Here is a 17,238-nt window from a genome sequence, read left to right on the forward strand (position 1 = left end):
CCTGAAACAGGATTTGGATACATTGAAGCAAACGAAGAAGATGTTAAAGCATTTCGTGAAAAGCCAAATTTTGAAATAGCACAGAGCTATATAAAAGCAGGTAATTATTATTGGAATAGCGGGATGTTTTGTTTTAAAGCTGGGGTATTTTTATCTGAACTCGAAAAATATTCTTCATTAATTTATTCTACTTCTAAAACAGCGTTTGAGCATGCAACTCTAAACGGTATGATCCGTATTTCTTATGAAGATATGTCGGCCATTCCCGATGAGAGTATTGATTATGCTGTTATGGAGAAAAGTGACCGCGTTAAGGTTATCCCCTCATCTATCGGTTGGAGTGATGTGGGGAGTTTTGATGCACTTAGTGAAGTGATGCCTAATGATGTTAACAATAATTTTATCCTCTCAAACAAACCTGTTAACCTCATCGATGTCAAAGATTTAATTATCATCGATACTGAAGATGCTCTGTTAATCAGCCACAAAGGTTCAAGCCAAAAGGTTAAAGAGATTGTCCAGAGCTATAAACAATCTCAGCCTGAACTCACCCATATCCACAGAACAGCTCATCGTCCATGGGGAACCTATACCGTACTCGAAGATACCCCTGGTTATAAAATCAAACGGATTATGGTCAAACCCGCCAAGCGGCTTAGCCTCCAAAAACATCTTCACCGAAATGAACACTGGATTGTCCTCAGCGGTACCGCAACCGTTACGGTCGGAGATAAAACCTTTATGGTTCACCCCAATGAATCAACCTATATAAAAGCTGGTGAACTCCATAGACTCGCTAATTTAGGTAAAATACCACTCACTATTATCGAAACACAAGTCGGTGAATACACCGGCGAAGATGATATTATAAGAATTGAAGATGATTTTAATCGTGAAGGAAACAAATGAACAATCCAAAAGTGGCACTCATTACAGGAATTACGGGGCAAGACGGTAGTTATTTAGCCGAATTCTTACTCAAAAAAGGGTACATTGTTCATGGTATTAAGCGTCGTACGTCATTATTTAATACTGATCGAATCGACCACCTTTATCAAGATCCTCATGTTGATAATCGAAATTTATTTCTCCATTACGGTGATATGACTGATAGTATGAATATTACCCGTATTATCCAAGAAGTTCAACCTGATGAAATTTATAACCTCGCGGCAATGAGCCATGTTCATGTCAGTTTTGAAACCCCCGAATACGTTGCTAATGCTGACGGTACTGGAACTCTTCGTATCTTAGAAGCGGTCAAACTTTTGGGTCTAGCAGAAAAAACAAAAATATACCAAGCTTCTACTTCAGAGCTTTATGGAAAAGTTCAGGAAACACCGCAGTCTGAAACGACTCCGTTCTATCCCCGTTCACCCTATGCTGTAGCTAAAATGTATGCCTACTGGATCACTGTCAACTACCGAGAAGCATACGGGATGTTTGCCTGCAATGGAATTCTCTTTAATCATGAATCTCCCGTTCGAGGAGAAACATTTGTAACCCGTAAAATCACCCGCGCAGCATCAAAAATCGCGCTAGGACTTCAGGAGAAACTCTATCTGGGTAACCTTGATGCCAAACGTGATTGGGGTCATGCAAAAGATTACGTTCGTATGATGTGGATGATTCTTCAAGCAGAAGAAGCAGAGGATTGGGTAATCGCAACAGGGCAAACAACAACTGTACGGGATTTTGTCCGTATGGCATTTGCCTATGCAGGAATCACTTTAGAATTTCGAGGCGTTGGGATTGAAGAAAAAGCTTTTGTACTCTCTTGCTCAAATTCTGATTACCAAATCGAAATTGGAAAAGAAGTCGTTGCCGTCGATCCACGCTATTTCCGTCCAACAGAAGTCGATCTTCTCCTCGGTGATCCTACCAAAGCAGAGCAAAAATTAGGGTGGACGAGAGAATATCAGCTTCAAGAGCTCGTGGATGATATGATGAAATCGGATCTCAAACTGATGACCAAAGATGTTTACCTCCAAGAAGGCGGCTATAAAACGATGAGTTATTACGAGTAATTATGGACAAAAACAGCAAAATTTATGTTGCCGGTCATAGAGGGTTGGTAGGTAGCGCGATCATTAAGAATCTCCAATCTCGCGGATATACAAACATTATCACACAAACTCATGACGAACTCGATCTTTGCAATCAACAAGCCGTTACCGAGTTTTTCAACAATGAAAAGCCCGAATACGTATTTTTGGCAGCAGCAAAAGTGGGAGGTATCGTCGCGAATAATACGTATCGAGCCGATTTTATCTATGATAATCTGATGATCCAAAACAATGTCATCCATCAAAGCTATCTCAATGGCGTTAAAAAGTTGATGTTTTTGGGGAGTACATGTATCTACCCTAAAAATGCGCCTCAACCTATGTGTGAAGATTCTCTTCTCACCGATACCCTCGAATACACCAATGAACCTTATGCCATTGCCAAGATTGCCGGTATAAAAATGTGTGAAAGCTATAATCTCCAATACGGCACCAACTTTATCAGTGTTATGCCGACGAATCTTTATGGTCCGAATGATAATTTTGATCTCGAAACCTCTCATGTATTACCCGCTTTGTTACGTAAAATGCATGAAGCAAAGATGATAAATGCTCCAGTTGTTGAAATCTGGGGAAGTGGAAAACCGATGCGTGAATTTCTCTGGTCTGAGGATATGGCGGATGCTTGCGTGTTTTTGATGGAAAAACGTGATTTTAAAGATACTTTTAGTACAATTTCTGAAATTCGAAATACCCATATCAATATCGGGACCGGTATCGAAATTAGCATCCATGATCTAGCCAATCTCATTCGAGAAATCGTTGGTTATTGTGGAGAGCTATATTTTAATACTAACAAGCCTGATGGAACAATGCGCAAACTCACTGATGTGAGTAAACTCCACTCGCTCGGATGGAAACATACGGTAGAATTACACGACGGAATCACGCAAATGTACAATTGGTATAAAAATCAAAAAGGAACTCTTTAAATGTATCTATTCACCTCCGAAGTCGTCTCCCCTGGGCATCCAGACAAATGCGCTGACATCATTGCCGACAGCATCGTCGATCACCTCATCATCGGTGATCCAAAAAGCCGTGTCGCCAGCGAAGTCTTCGTAGCCGGCAAACATGTCATTATCGGAGGAGAAGTTACCTCTAATGTTCAACTTAGCACCAAAGAGTACAAACATATTGCTATCGATGCACTCAAAAAGATCGGCTACAACGGTCACCCTCACTTTACCCGAGAAGAGTGCCTCCACCCTGAGGATGTAGAGGTTCAAGTCCTCCTCAACCGTCAGTCTCCTGACATCAACCAAGGGGTTGATCAGGAAGACGGGGAAACGGGTGCAGGAGATCAGGGGATCATGTTCGGGTACGCCGACTGTGAAACGGCAAACTACATGCCAAGTGCGATCACCTATGCACGAATGCTGATGGAGAAAGTGTATCACTACGCCCTCGCCCATCCTCATAAACTTGGTGTCGATATCAAAACCCAAGTCACAGTGGACTACGGTGTTAAAGACAACTTTGAAAACTGTAACCCCCAAGCGATTCACACTATCGTTGTCTCTGCCCCTTGTGTCAACACGATGAGCATTGAACAGGTACGTGAACTGATTATGGAGCTTATCCTTGATACAGGGTTACCGACCAATCTGTTTGATCCCAAATCATGTATCATCCATATCAACCCAACGGGTAAATATGTCTCCCACTCCAGTCTCCATGACAGCGGTTTAACGGGGCGTAAACTTATCGTAGACAGTTTTGGTGGGTACGCCCCTATCGGTGGCGGTGCCCAAAGCTCTAAAGACTACACCAAAGTAGACCGCTCAGGATTATATGCGGGACGCTGGATCGCCAAACATATCGTAGCTTCAGGGTTAGCAAAAAAAGCGATTGTTCAGATTAGCTACGCTATTGGGGTTGCCAAACCGACTTCCGTCGCCGTAGATACCAGTGGTACTTGTATCGAGGGGATTGATGATGACCTTCTCTCTACGTTTGTTCACGATAACTTTTCTCTTACCCCTAACTGGATCACTCGAAAATTCGATCTTGACCATCCGAGCGAAGAGACATTTCTCTATGCCGATGTTGCCTCTCGCGGTCAGGTAGGTCAAAGCGATTATCCGTGGGAAAAACTTGATGAACTTGAAAAATTTGAGGCGTTAAAAAAACGCACTTAATGGAATTTTAAAGAGAAAAATTTATAGTAAGGATACATGGATTGAGAGAAGTAATTCAGAAGCTTAATGTGCTTCTCACACATCAACAAAAACGATTTTTACTCATATTATTTGGATTAACTATACTTCTTTCATTGATTGAGACCATCGGTATTTCTGCAATTATGCCTTTTATATCTATGGCTTCAAACCCTAATATTCTCGATAATGGATATTATAGTTATGTGTATAATTTTTTTGGTTTTGAAAGTAAAAATTTATTTATCATAGTTTTTGGTTTTTCACTGATTGGCTTTTATATTCTGCGTGCCATTTATAGCATTTTTTATTCGTACTCGTTAAATCGTTTTTCTTTTGGTACATACAATGAATTTGCATATAGGCTTTTTAAAGGATATATCAATTTACCATACAAAGATTTTGTAGCAAAAAACACCTCACTATTAACCAAAAACATCATGTCTGAAGCTCAAAATCTCAGTAATCTTGTTCAACATGGATTGATGTTTGTTTCCGAATTTTTTACCGTCTTGTTCTTATATGCACTACTTTTAGCAGTTGACTGGCAAATGACATTAGTACTTAGTATAGTTTTAGGAATAAAAGTCTTTTCCCTTACTAAAGTTCTTTCAAAAATTGTAAAAAAAGAAGGTAAAAAACGGAGTGAGTTCCAAGCTAAATTCATGCGTATTATCAGTGAAACTTTCGGGAATTTCAAATTAGTAAAGCTATACGGGAATGAACACGAAATCTTTAAATCATTTGAACATGCAAACAGTAATTATACAAAAAGTAATATAATTTATAGTACTATTAATCAAATTCCTCGCGGAATATTGGAAACTTTAGGATTCTCGATATTAATTGGGATAGTTTTATATATATTATTCCGCTATCAAGATGCATCTTTTGTTATACCAATTATATCAATGTATGCATTGGCATTGTACAGAATGCTACCTGCGATTAATAGGATTATGATAAGTTATAATGGAATCATTTTTTTACAAAAATCATTAGATATTGTACACGATGATTTAACTTACAATATAGAACCGGAAGGAAATGACGGAATAAGTTTTAATACAAGTCTTACATTATCAAAAGTTTCTTTTGACTACAACAAAACAACAAATGTACTTCATGATATTTCTCTTACTATTCATAAAGGTGATAGAATTGCTTTTATAGGAGAGAGTGGTAGCGGTAAATCAACCCTTGTTGACATTATTATTGGAGTATACAAACCATCGTTCGGACTTGTAATGATCGATGATACTCCGTTATCTAATACAAATATTAAAGCATGGAGAGCAAAAATAGGATATATCCCTCAATCCATCTATTTATTAGATGGTACGGTTGGAGAAAATGTATCTTTTGGGCATGAATACGATGAAATGAAAATCATTAATACCTTACAAAAAGCAAACATTTGGGAATTTTTGTTATCGAAAGATGGTATCCACACAAGGGTCGGTGAAGGTGGTATACAATTAAGCGGTGGGCAGAAGCAAAGAATAGGGATTGCAAGAGCTCTTTATAGTGCCCCAGATATTTTAGTATTAGATGAAGCAACATCTGCGCTTGATACCGAAACTGAAGCTAGTATCATGAATGAAATATATGCTATCGGACAAGATAAAACTTTGATAGTTATAGCGCATAGGTTAAGTACTCTTGAAGGATGTAATAAAATTTTAAGAATAATAGATGGAAAGGTTATTAATGCTTAATATATCTAATAAAAATGTTTTTGTTTTTGATTGGGATGGCACGATTTTCAATTCAATGGAAATTAAACGCATGACATTTACAGATAGTTTTTTTGAATCCATTTCCTTCGAAAAAGGTACAATACCAGATAGAAATTATGTATATGATATGTATGTTAAATTGTCTGGTGTAGCAAGAAAAGAAATTTTTTCTAGCATATTAAAGAGCCTAGGGATACCTTTCAATATAGAAATTTATGATAAATTTAACGTAAATCTAACCACAGAGAATAAAAAGAAGCTTTTGACATGTTCGGTTTTTGAGGATGCAATTTTATTTATGAAAAAAATCTTAAGTAAAAATGGGACAATATATCTATCCTCTTCGGTGCCAATGTTGGAGTTGAGTTATTTAACGCATAATAAAATCAACTCAGAAATATTCAATAATATTCAAGCCATATATGGAAGTTCTGATACTTTTAAAAAAGGGGCAGAACATTTTGACAGCATTATTGATGAAACAAAGTGCCGTAAACAAGATATTATATTTTTTGGAGATGATTATATGGATTTAGTTTTATGTAATAAATATGGAATTGATTGTATCCTTATCGACAGGAATCATTTAATGAAACAAGAAATTAATATAGTTAATTCTTTTAGGGAGATTAAAATTGATTGAATTTGGTGTAGTTGTAAAAGCTGATGAAAATTTAAAAAGTGTTGCCGAGAAAATGTCAAATACACATTTAAATAATGGCATATCTGGTATCGCAGTTGTTATTGATGAACAAAATAAAGTGATTGGTACATTAACAGATGGGGATATAAGAAAATTTATCATTAGCCATGATGATTTGAATGCTAATATTGATTCTTTTTATAATAAAAAACCTATATGCGTCACCTACTCTCACAATAAAAAAGAAATGCATATGATGGCCGTAAAGCAAATTTCGGAACGGCAGCAGTTAAATAAAAACTTTTCTATCCATAAGATAGTAGTTCTCAATAGTGACAATACCCTGAATCAAGTGGTTTTGCTTAATGGCTTAACTGAAGATATATTATCTAAAACTGTTTCTGTTTACGGAATGGGATTTGTAGGACTGACTTTGGGCCTAGTAATGGCAAATAAAGGCTTTCATGTAATTGGTGTTGATACAAGTGAACACATAGTGGAAAGATTAAAGAACAATGATCCACATTTTTTTGAAAACGGCTTAAAGTCTCTTTTGGAATCATCAAATAGAAGAGGTGCTATGGAGTTTTCTTCAAATCCAGATGAAATATTTACCGATATATATATTGTTGCCGTCGGCACGCCGGTAGATGCACAAAATAACCCAAATATGGAATATATCAAACAAGCTACAGCAGATATATCCAAGAAAATAAAAGTAGGCGATGTAATTATCTATAGGTCTACTTTACCTATCGGTACAACTCGGAATGTAATCATACCAATTTTAGAAAAAAGTGGTATGCACGCAGGAGAAGATTTTTTTGTTGCATTTGCTCCTGAGAGAACTGTTGAAGGTAAAGCCATAGAAGAAGTTCAAAGTCTTCCTCAAATTGTTGGTGGTTACTCAAATAAATGTAAAGATATTACCTCTAAAATCTTTAAAGAAATCACGCATTCAGTTGTTGAAGTAGATAGTCTGGAAGCTGCAGAAATGGTAAAGCTGTTAAACAATACATACAGAGACTTAGTATTCTCTTTTGCTAATGAAGTTTCTTATATTTGCGAACAATATAATATTAATGCTTTTAAACTAATTGAAGCGGCAAATGATGGATACCCAAGAAACCCCATTCCTAAACCTAGCCCAGGTGTAGGCGGTATTTGCTTATCAAAAGATCCTCATCTATATACCAATAGCTCAAACTTTGATTTTTACAAACCTATATTAGGTAGTGCCAGTAGACAAATCAATGGTGATGGTCACACCTATGTTTACAAAAAATTGTTGGATTACTGCGAAAAAGTCTCAAAAAATATTGAAGAATTAGATATTTTAATTGTAGGTTTAGCCTTTAAAGGCATACCTGAGACATCCGATATTAGAGAGTCAACAGCTTTAAAACTAATTAATTTATTGAAAAACAAGTCTAATATTTACGTAAAAGATTTTATTGTTGATAAAGCAGATATTGAATCATTAGGTGTTAACTATGTCGATGATTTAAGTATATCATTTGCCAATAAAGACATTGTATTGTTTATGAATAATCATTATCTAAACAATAGATTCGATACGTATACATGTTTTTCTTCTATAAGAAACAATGGATTAATCTTCGATGGATGGAATTTTTTTAGATCTGACGAAATAGAAAAGATCAATGACTTGTATTATGCAACCATGGGCTATATGAGTGCTAAATGAGTTTTTATAAAATTTATAAACATAAATTTGTTCAGGAGCTTGAAAATAGTTTAATCATAAGTAATGTTGATTTAATCAATACAGACCATTCAATTGAAGATGATGACGCATTTAATGCCAGCCTTACTCAAGAAGGCTACTATTTGATGTCTGGGGGTGGAGCTTATTTAGTTAACAATCGCTATTTATCGGTTGTAAAACGAAGTATAAATGCCAAAGTCAATCCTGGAAAATTTTCCTTATTTACAGGGAGATCAGATTCAATTGATGAAATAATCAATCCTACGCTATTAGCCAGGGAATTGTTTGAAGAAGCTTTACTCTTTAAACATAATTTATTATTAAAACCTGCAAATCAAATGTTTGATACACTTATTGATTCAGTCTATTCAAAACTTGATTTTTTAATAAAACAATTTCAACAAGAAAGATTAGAGGTAAAATTAATTTCAACGGATAAAATACTTTGCATTGGTGAAAAAATTTTTAATATTGAATATCATGTAAATCTTAAAAAAGACATTAATGCACTATTCTTGTTTGCATTTGAAAGCGAGAATATAAATGATCTGCAGATAAAAGATGGAGAATATCATATGCAAGACGGTATTCCCCATTTACATAATAGAGAAATCTTTTGGTTAGATTTAAAAACAGATGATTTACTTTATAATGGCAAATGTGTTGATCATTTCTACGAGTCAGTAGGTACTGAGCATCTGCTGTACTTCTATAAACTTATAAAAAGAAAGATGAGGAATTGAGTTTGAAAATAATTGCTGAATTTTGTCAAAATCATAATGGAAGTTTTGATATTTTAAAAAAAATGGTAGAATCTGCTGCTGTAGGTGGTGCGACACATGTTAAAATTCAAAGTATATTCGCTGACGATGTGACTTATAGAGAACGATTTGAAAATGGCATTTCAAATGAGGCTGGGGAAATTCAATGTATCAAAAGGCCTTATATTCTAGAATATGAACGACTTAAAAAACTAGAGTTGACATATAATGAACATGAAAAATTTATCAGCGAATGCAAGCAATATGATCTCATACCATTAACAACTGCTTTTACACATGGGAATGTGAAGGTATTTAAAGAACTGGGGTTTAAAAGTGTAAAAGTCGCAAGTTATGATTGTGCTTCTTTGGAATTGATTAAAAGATTAGCTCATAGCTTTGATGAACTTATTGTTTCTACCGGTGCAACATTTGATAATGAAATTGAAACTGCAGCAGAATACTTAAAAAATTCAGATATTAACTTTTCCTTACTCCACTGTGTGACCATGTATCCAACCCCACTTACCGAAATGCATCTCAACCGAATGCAATATTTAAAACAATACACAGAATCCGTTGGTCTAAGTGAACACAGCTTGGTTTCTCGTGATGGTATTAAAGCTTCTATAGCTGCCATTTATTGTGGAGCTGATATCATCGAACGTCATTTTACGATACTTCCAGAAGAAGAAACTCGTGATGGAAAGGTGTCAATACGGAAAGAACACCTGATAGAATTGAATAGATTCGCCAGTTTAAGCAGAAGTGATCAAGAAACATATATGCATGAGTTTGTTCCGGAATTTTCACTAATGCTAGGAAATAGCACACGTGAATTATCTGCAGAAGAGCTACTTAACAGAGACTATTATAGAGGAAGGTTTGCTAGTCATAATTACAAAAAACCAATTTATAATTGGGAAGTTTATCCAGAGGAATTGGCATGAAAATTGAATGTAAGATTTGTTCATCAAGCGCTATTAAAATCATTCGTAACCAAAAAATTAGAAAAGGTTCATTTAAAAAAAGAGTTTTTACAGATGAACCTGTTGCATTATGTGAATGTGATGTTTGTGGTTCAATCTTTTTAGAAAAGTTTTGTGATGTTTCATTTTATGAAGACGGTGAGTATAGAGAACAATTTAATAACTCCAGAGACATCGACGTAAATCAGCTTTTGCACGATGAGGAAGTCAATGATGTAGTACATAGAATAGGACTGCATACCCTAAGAGGGAAAACTGTTGCTGACTTTGGGGCCGGAGGAGGAAATTTTCTTGATGCAGTAATTAACTTCGCTGAAAAGACATATGCTATAGAACCAGCGAAACATTATCATAGTTATTTAGCAAAAAATTCGGATGTGTTTCCTTTGGGTGAAGATTTTATCCGTTCCGGTACAAAAGTTGACGTTGCAACATCCTTATCGGTAATCGAGCATTTGGATGATCCCGTGCAGCACATCAGAGAATTGCTAGATTCAGTAGTTGAAGGAGGAACAGTGTATATTAAAACTCCAAATTACAATGATATTCTAAGTAGATTTGCTGGTGAAGATTTTTTCGATTATTTTATTAGGATATCGCATTCTTGGTATTTTAATGAACAATCGATGTCTTATATTTTAAAAAAAGCGAATGCAAAAGAATTTAAAATTTCATATTTTCATAAATATAATATAGGTAATCTTATCGGTTGGCTTAATGAAAAAAAACCAAAAGGAAATAAAAATAATATAGTTTTTGATGATGTCTTCAATGCTTTTTATAAAAAATATATTGAGCAAAAAGGGCATGGAAGCCATTTATGGATTGAGATAAAAAAATCTTCAAAGGTACAATGAGATGAAAAATGCTGGTGATAATATAAAAACTGAAAATGCAAATTGGCGTTTTGACGGTGAAACAGCTAAAAGTTTTGACGATCACGTTTCAAAATCGGTACCGTTCTACAAAGAAGGACAGACTTTAATCTGCAACATAAGTGACTATTTTATAAAAAACGACTCTGTAGTTTATGAAATAGGCTGTTCTACTGGAGAGTTAACAACAAAATTGGCAAACCACAACAGATCAAAGCCCAATGCTAATTTTGTAGGGTTAGATCCTGTATCAGAAATGATAGAGCAGGCAAATAATAAAAAAAATAAAAAAAATTTAAATAACATAACCTTCCTAGCAGAAGATGCACTTTCTTATGAATTTGAACCATCCGATATGATAATCTCCTATTATACGGTTCAATTTATCAGACCCAGTGACCGACAAAAACTAATAGATAAAATCTATGCATCTCTTAATTGGGGAGGAGCTTTTTTACTATTTGAAAAAGTAAGAGCCCCGGATGCAAGATTTCAAGACATGATGACCGGTCTTTATAATGAATACAAGCTAGAACAAGGATATAATGCCGAGGAAATAGTCACTAAATCGCGAAGTTTGAAAGGTGTTTTAGAGCCATTTTCGACACAGGGGAATATTGATATGTTAAAAAGAGCTGGCTTTGAAGATATTATGAGTGTTATGAAATATGTTAGCTTTGAGGGCTTTTTAGCTATAAAATGATAAATGGAGAAGATATGGATTTTGCCATCAATAGTTTTGATGAAAGACTAAAAATAAAGAATTGTTTTGATGGAAACTTGGTGTACGGTGCTAAAAAGTTTCATGCAGACACCAATCGGTCCGGTGAAGGCAAGCCATCAAGTGGTGGACTTATAAAAGAGCACGCCAAAGTTGTAATCGATACAGAAAATGAACGCTATCAAAGAAAAAATGGATTATGGGAAGATGTAGACCATTGTCCTGTATGTGGAAGCGATAATAGAGCATTTTTTTTACACCGGATGGGACTCGAGATTTATAGATGTCAAGATTGTACTCATCGGTATTTGAGTCCTCGCATTAAATTTGACGAAGCGGTTAAAATATATTCAGATGACAGTACAGCATCTGACATATATAAAAGTCCGATACAGAAAGAAATTGATAATATAAAATATACCTATGGTTTAAAGATAATAGAAAAATTAAATCCTCCGTCAAAAAACAAAATAATGGATTTGGGTTGCGGTACCGGATTGTTCTTGAAAATTGCTCAGGAAAATGGATGGCAAGAATGCATAGGCATCGATGCAAACAGCAACTATTCAGATGGCTATATTGCAGATGGGAAACCAGGATTGAAATATATCAACACAACATTTGAGAGCTTAGATATTAATAAAGTCGGTCAAGATTACGACTGTATTTCACTTTGGAATGTCTTAGAACATCTGTATGATTTAGCTGGAATAGTCAACTCGATGAGAGAAATATTAAAAAAAGATGGGCTTGTCTTCATCATGGTTCCTAATGTTGAATCACTAATAACAAAACTATCCCGAGAAATGTCTCCAACATTTAATTGGAAACATGTATCCCATTTTTCCCCAGCAAGTTTAAAAAAACTATTTGAATTAAACGGTTTTAAAGAAGTCTTTTTTGAAACGGTTATTACTGAAATAGACAATATTAAAAGCTATATGTCCGGAGAATATCCTTACCATGGACATGGTGATCCAAAAGGACTTTTTGATTTTATTACACCGGAGTATATACATAAAAACAACCTTGGAAGTAGAATGATCGGAATTTATAAAAAGGTGTCCCATGTTTAATTCAAAAAAATGTGATCTTGTTTTAATATCTCCCGAAGCTAGAAAGCATCACCACTATTTGCCCTTTGCGTTATTATTTTTAGCTTCATACTTAGAATCCTGTGGAATAAAAGTTGAAATTATCGATTATAAAGAAAGTGATTTTCAATTTTTTAAAAAATCACAACATAAAGAAAGCCCCTATACAAGTTTTGTATTAAATGAAATTAGAAGACTTCAGCCAAAATTCGTTGGCTATGCTGCTTACACAGCCGAATACGAAGATGTTACAAGATTAGCAACAGAGATAAAACGTTCTTTTGAAATTATTAATATTATAGGTGGCGTACATGTCACTTTAAGGCCTAAAGAATTTATATATGAAGGAAGTGTTTTTGACTTTGCAGTTTTAGGAGATGGTGAAAATCCATTATTGAATATAATTAACTATGTAAATACCTCAAATAAAGATTATCTTGCAAATCCAGGCATAGCTTACATTGATAATAAGACACGTGAATTTGTATCAACAATGAGTAATATTGAAAATAATTTAGCTGATTTTCCTATGCCTGCATATGATAAAATTGACATGAATTTTTATACATATCCGAGTACAGACCATATCAGATGGGTACCTTTAAGTGGAGTGCAAATTTTCACAGGAAGAGGCTGTCCATACAACTGTGACTTCTGTGCTGTTGGTTACTTAAGCACTCTAAATCCTTTAGCAAAAAAAATGAGATATAGAAGCATTTCTCAAATAATTGATGAATTAGAATATTTAAAGAAAAACTTTAAAATAGATGGATTCTATGTAATTGATGATTGCTTTATGATTTTAGAAGACAGAACAATTGATTTTTGTAATCAATTAATTGAAAGGAACTTAAATCTAATTTGGGCTGCAGAAACCAGAGTAAATTTAGTAGTAAAACATCAAAAGATATTACCATTAATGAAAAAAGCAGGTTTAATTCAATTAGACTTTGGTGTTGAAAGTGGCTCAGAAAATATGCTCCGAGCTATTAATAAAAATGTTAAAATCACTCAAATTGAAGAAGCTTTTCAGATATGTAAAAAACATCATATTAGAACTTATGCCAATATACTATTTAATATTCCAGGTGAAACAGAAGAAGATGTAAAGTTGACATTTAAACTTCTTAGTAATATTTCTCCTGATGTCGTTGGATGCGGTGTTACAGTGCCATTACTTGGTACAGCCCTTTATGATAAATATGTAGAACCAAAATTAAAACCCGAAGAATACAACATTTACAATGAAAATGTATATGAAGAAATTGTAGATTCAAGATTTAAAATGGCTAAACATTCTCTTAATTTTAAACCAATGGTACAAAAGCTTAATGAAGATTATTCAACATTTAAATCAACTAGCTTTATTTTATTATTTACGATTTTTTTCCGTGCCAATAAAAAAATAAAATATGTAGAAGCTTATTTCATTATCTTCCTGAAGTATTTAAGGCCTTTTGTATCAAAATTTATAAAAAAGTTACTTTTACGGAGGAAAAGATGATTAGGGGAAAAAAAATATATGCTATCATACCAGCACGTGGAGGTTCAAAAGGAATACCAAGAAAGAATCTTTATAAGATCAATGGTGTTTCAATTTTGGAACGAACTGTAAACTTAGCACAAAAATGTCATTATATTGATAAAATTTACATCTCTACAGATGACGATGAAATGTTTGAAATCGCTAAGAGACTTAACGTTAATACACAAAATAAAAGACCAAAAGACTTAGCAACCGATAGTGCATTAACAATAGACGTTTTATTACATACCATTGATATTGAAAATATTGAAAATGATGCCTATATTTTACTTTTACAAACTACAAGTCCATTACGTAGCTCAAAAGATCTTGCAGATTTATTTCAACAATTTGAGAGAGGAATGGATATTTTTGACTCATGTGTAAGCATCACCGAACATGATGACCCACATCCAAATAAAATCCAAAAAATTGAAAATGGATTTGTTTTATCATATTTAGGTACAGAGTCGATGGTACCAAGACAATCACTGCCTAAAGTATATAGACTCAATGGCGCATTTTACTTGACTGATGTTAAAACTCTTAAAAACAAAAGAAGCTTTTTTACTGAGCATACAATGCCTTTTCATTTTCCAAAAGAAAGAAGTGTAAATCTTGATACAATGATGGATTTATATCTTCTAGAAACCATTCTAGAAAAAAAATTAATTGAAGTTGAAGAATGATTACAAAGATTAAAAGAAAAATAATTTATATAATCTCATTAATAAAAAAGAATATAAACTCCTTAAAAGATTATAGAAAATATGCAAAAAATTTTGCTATATACATAGAAGAAGCAAAAAAAAACATTAGCGGAAGAGAAAATAAATCGCTTTTAATTGTTTCAGGAAGAGGAATGAACATTTCATGGGCACAAATTTGGACCTTGATATCACTATCTGCACTTAAAAAAGGCTATAAATTATTTGTCCTAACATATAAAAAAGATACCCTATTAAACAAATACTATTCATTAATGCCTATACAAAAAATCTATTATGAAGATTTAAATAAAGAATTTGATACAGATTTACCAACAAATACCATTGCTTCAATTCAAAAGTTGCAATCTTTTGAAGATTACAAATGTTTTTATTACAATAAATCTCCTTTAGGACAAATTGCCCTATCGACATATTCAAGACATATTGGCACAGGTTTAATAGAAATAGAGAAAGATGAAGTAAAAACATTTGTAAATAAGTGGTTGGTAATATTAATAAAATATATGATTATTTCAGACATAATTTTTAAAAGACACAATATAAAAGCTCTTTTAACAGCAGAAGTTTTTTTAGAAGAATATGGGGCAATCTACTATTCTGCTATTACTGCAGGATTAAATGTTATAAGAACAACAGGGACAGTAAGAGATGATGCAATTTTATTTTTGCACCTATCTAATAAAAATGACAGATTTCATCAAGGATCAATTCCAAAATCAAGCTTTGAATATACCCAATCCTTAGTATGGAGTGAAAAACAAGACAAGGAGCTGTCACAAAATTTTATAGATAGATATGGCAACAAGTGGCATCGCTCTAAACGAAATCAACCAAATACTTTTATGCTTCCTATTGAAGAAATGCGAAAAAGATATAATATCCCCGAAAATAAAAAAGTATCAATTATTTATAGTCATATTTTATATGATTCACTTTTTTTCTTTGGTACAGATTTATTCGCGAGTTACGCTGAATGGCTTATTGAAAGTGTGAAAGCAGCTTGTGAAAATAATAATGTAGAGTGGTTTGTTAAAGTACACCCATCCAATTTGTGGCGAGGCGAATTAAATAGTATGTTAAATGGTAAATACGAAGAGGTAAGGCTGATAGAGTCTGCAATAGGCACTCTTCCACCGCATATAAGAATAATTCCGGCAGATAACGATGGGATTAGTCCTTATAGCTGGTTTCAGTTTGCTGATTATGGGATTACTGTGAGAGGAACTTCTGGATTAGAGATGGCAGCTCTTGGCCAAACAGTAATCTGCGCAGGTACGGGGAGATATGAGGGAAATGGGTTCACCGTTGATCCAAAAAATAAAGAAGAATACATCTCAATTTTAAAAAATATCCAAGAAGTTCCAAAGTTAACTGATACACAAAAATTGTTAGCAAAAAAATATGCACATACTCTTTTTATACGTAAGCCTTTTCATCTTACTTCTTTTACATTAGAGCCTAGATATGGTGTAAAAACCATTAAAGCATCCGATGATATTATTTACTTACCAAATAACTCGAAAAAAACTTTTATGACTGATATTAATATTATAGCCGAATGGTTAGAAAAAACAGATAGAATAGATTTATTAGAAGGGGTCGATTATGCTTTGGAAAAATAAAACTTTTCCTTCCAATCTTTTTGAAGCTAAAAAAATACTTGATATTGGATGTGGACGAAATAAAATAGAAGGCTCTATTGGGCTTGATCATGCTGATTTGCCTGGTGTTGATATCATCTGTAATTTAAATGAAGCTTTGCCTATAGAAGATGAAAGTTTTGATATAGTTATTGCAACTCAGGTTTTAGAGCATGTCGAAAATTTGATAACTTTAGTGTATGAAGTACACAGAGTTCTAAAACCAGGTGGCTTATTTGTTGTTCATTGCCCTTATTTTAGATCTTCGTGGGCATGGATTGACCCTACCCATATTAGAGCTTTTACAGTAAATTCATTAGATTATTTTTGCGAAAGCACTTGGATATATTCACAAAATAGATTTAAGGACTATGGTTTTACTTCAATCGATATATATTTAGACAGACAAGAAAAAAATACTTTTTGCAGAAATATATTGTCAAATCTATGTCTTAAGTACTCATTTAAATATGAAAATTCTGTGCTATCATTTTTACACCCATTTCAAGAAATATCTTTTATATTGAGAAAATGAAATAATGCATAAACCTATGTTAACTAATAAA

16 protein-coding genes are annotated in these 17,238 nt (G+C 33.8%); all 16 read left to right on the forward strand.

From position 1 onward, the window contains the following. Positions 1–909 (forward strand): sugar phosphate nucleotidyltransferase (locus JZU62_RS00550; protein WP_295010888.1); only part of this gene is annotated, 909 nt, incomplete at its 5' end. Next, positions 906–2,027: a GDP-mannose 4,6-dehydratase gene (gmd, locus tag JZU62_RS00555; RefSeq protein WP_295010890.1), complete on the forward strand. Its 1,122-nt coding sequence runs from the start codon at positions 906–908 to the stop codon at positions 2,025–2,027. The genes JZU62_RS00550 and gmd, both read left to right, overlap by 4 nt. Before the next feature lie 2 nt (positions 2,028–2,029). Next, positions 2,030–2,998, forward strand: a complete 969-nt coding sequence (locus JZU62_RS00560; RefSeq protein WP_295010892.1) for a GDP-L-fucose synthase — start codon at positions 2,030–2,032, stop codon at positions 2,996–2,998. Further along, entirely contained in the window at positions 2,999–4,207 is a 1,209-nt protein-coding gene (gene metK / locus JZU62_RS00565; protein WP_295010894.1) for a methionine adenosyltransferase, read from the forward strand. Between the two features lie 41 nt (positions 4,208–4,248). Next, complete coding sequence (locus tag JZU62_RS00570; protein WP_295010896.1) at positions 4,249–5,943, forward strand: ABC transporter ATP-binding protein; 1,695 nt, start codon at positions 4,249–4,251, stop codon at positions 5,941–5,943. Then, entirely contained in the window at positions 5,921–6,607 is a 687-nt protein-coding gene (locus JZU62_RS00575; RefSeq protein ID WP_295010898.1) for an HAD hydrolase-like protein, read from the forward strand. The genes JZU62_RS00570 and JZU62_RS00575 overlap by 23 nt, the downstream gene beginning before the upstream one ends. After that, positions 6,600–8,315: a nucleotide sugar dehydrogenase gene (locus JZU62_RS00580; protein WP_295010899.1), complete on the forward strand. Its 1,716-nt coding sequence runs from the start codon at positions 6,600–6,602 to the stop codon at positions 8,313–8,315. The genes JZU62_RS00575 and JZU62_RS00580 overlap by 8 nt, the downstream gene beginning before the upstream one ends. Then, complete coding sequence (locus tag JZU62_RS00585) at positions 8,312–9,079, forward strand: hypothetical protein (RefSeq protein WP_295010901.1); 768 nt, start codon at positions 8,312–8,314, stop codon at positions 9,077–9,079. Before JZU62_RS00580 ends, JZU62_RS00585 begins: the two co-directional genes overlap by 4 nt. 2 nt (positions 9,080–9,081) lie before the next feature. Then, positions 9,082–10,047: an N-acetylneuraminate synthase family protein gene (locus tag JZU62_RS00590; RefSeq protein WP_295010903.1), complete on the forward strand. Its 966-nt coding sequence runs from the start codon at positions 9,082–9,084 to the stop codon at positions 10,045–10,047. Continuing rightward, on the forward strand, positions 10,044–10,943 hold the full coding sequence (locus JZU62_RS00595; RefSeq protein WP_295010905.1) for a class I SAM-dependent methyltransferase: 900 nt from the start codon (positions 10,044–10,046) through the stop codon (positions 10,941–10,943). Before JZU62_RS00590 ends, JZU62_RS00595 begins: the two co-directional genes overlap by 4 nt. A gap of 1 nt (position 10,944) precedes the next feature. After that, positions 10,945–11,664 (forward strand): methyltransferase domain-containing protein, encoded by a 720-nt coding sequence (locus tag JZU62_RS00600; RefSeq protein WP_295010907.1) that lies wholly within the window; start codon positions 10,945–10,947, stop codon positions 11,662–11,664. 14 nt (positions 11,665–11,678) lie between these two features. Continuing rightward, on the forward strand, positions 11,679–12,758 hold the full coding sequence (locus tag JZU62_RS00605) for a class I SAM-dependent methyltransferase (protein ID WP_295010909.1): 1,080 nt from the start codon (positions 11,679–11,681) through the stop codon (positions 12,756–12,758). Further along, positions 12,751–14,280 carry a radical SAM protein gene (locus JZU62_RS00610; protein ID WP_295010911.1) on the forward strand — a complete coding sequence of 510 codons (1,530 nt, stop codon included), beginning with the start codon at positions 12,751–12,753 and terminating at the stop codon, positions 14,278–14,280. The genes JZU62_RS00605 and JZU62_RS00610 overlap by 8 nt, the downstream gene beginning before the upstream one ends. Continuing rightward, positions 14,277–14,990 carry an acylneuraminate cytidylyltransferase family protein gene (locus tag JZU62_RS00615; RefSeq protein WP_295010913.1) on the forward strand — a complete coding sequence of 238 codons (714 nt, stop codon included), beginning with the start codon at positions 14,277–14,279 and terminating at the stop codon, positions 14,988–14,990. Before JZU62_RS00610 ends, JZU62_RS00615 begins: the two co-directional genes overlap by 4 nt. After that, positions 14,987–16,654 (forward strand): hypothetical protein, encoded by a 1,668-nt coding sequence (locus JZU62_RS00620; RefSeq protein ID WP_295010915.1) that lies wholly within the window; start codon positions 14,987–14,989, stop codon positions 16,652–16,654. The genes JZU62_RS00615 and JZU62_RS00620 overlap by 4 nt, the downstream gene beginning before the upstream one ends. Further along, a complete protein-coding gene (locus JZU62_RS00625; protein WP_295010917.1) occupies positions 16,638–17,207 on the forward strand; it encodes a class I SAM-dependent methyltransferase in 570 nt (189 codons plus the stop codon). Before JZU62_RS00620 ends, JZU62_RS00625 begins: the two co-directional genes overlap by 17 nt. The last annotated feature ends 31 nt before the right edge of the window (positions 17,208–17,238 follow it).

This window comes from Sulfuricurvum sp., from assembly GCF_019163035.1.
GTDB lineage: Bacteria > Campylobacterota > Campylobacteria > Campylobacterales > Sulfurimonadaceae > Sulfuricurvum.

Bases quoted from the DNA above. Each gene is read 5' to 3' on its own strand.
- gmd (WP_295010890.1), top strand. From the start codon at position 906: ATGAACAATCCAAAAGTGGCACTCATTACAGGAATTACGGGGCAAGAC.
- JZU62_RS00560 (WP_295010892.1), top strand. From the start codon at position 2,030: ATGGACAAAAACAGCAAAATTTATGTTGCCGGTCATAGAGGGTTGGTA.
- metK (WP_295010894.1), top strand. From the start codon at position 2,999: ATGTATCTATTCACCTCCGAAGTCGTCTCCCCTGGGCATCCAGACAAA.
- JZU62_RS00575 (WP_295010898.1), top strand. From the start codon at position 5,921: ATGGAAAGGTTATTAATGCTTAATATATCTAATAAAAATGTTTTTGTT.
- JZU62_RS00585 (WP_295010901.1), top strand. From the start codon at position 8,312: ATGAGTTTTTATAAAATTTATAAACATAAATTTGTTCAGGAGCTTGAA.
- JZU62_RS00595 (WP_295010905.1), top strand. From the start codon at position 10,044: ATGAAAATTGAATGTAAGATTTGTTCATCAAGCGCTATTAAAATCATT.
- JZU62_RS00600 (WP_295010907.1), top strand. From the start codon at position 10,945: ATGAAAAATGCTGGTGATAATATAAAAACTGAAAATGCAAATTGGCGT.
- JZU62_RS00605 (WP_295010909.1), top strand. From the start codon at position 11,679: ATGGATTTTGCCATCAATAGTTTTGATGAAAGACTAAAAATAAAGAAT.
- JZU62_RS00610 (WP_295010911.1), top strand. From the start codon at position 12,751: ATGTTTAATTCAAAAAAATGTGATCTTGTTTTAATATCTCCCGAAGCT.
- JZU62_RS00615 (WP_295010913.1), top strand. From the start codon at position 14,277: ATGATTAGGGGAAAAAAAATATATGCTATCATACCAGCACGTGGAGGT.
- JZU62_RS00620 (WP_295010915.1), top strand. From the start codon at position 14,987: ATGATTACAAAGATTAAAAGAAAAATAATTTATATAATCTCATTAATA.
- JZU62_RS00625 (WP_295010917.1), top strand. From the start codon at position 16,638: ATGCTTTGGAAAAATAAAACTTTTCCTTCCAATCTTTTTGAAGCTAAA.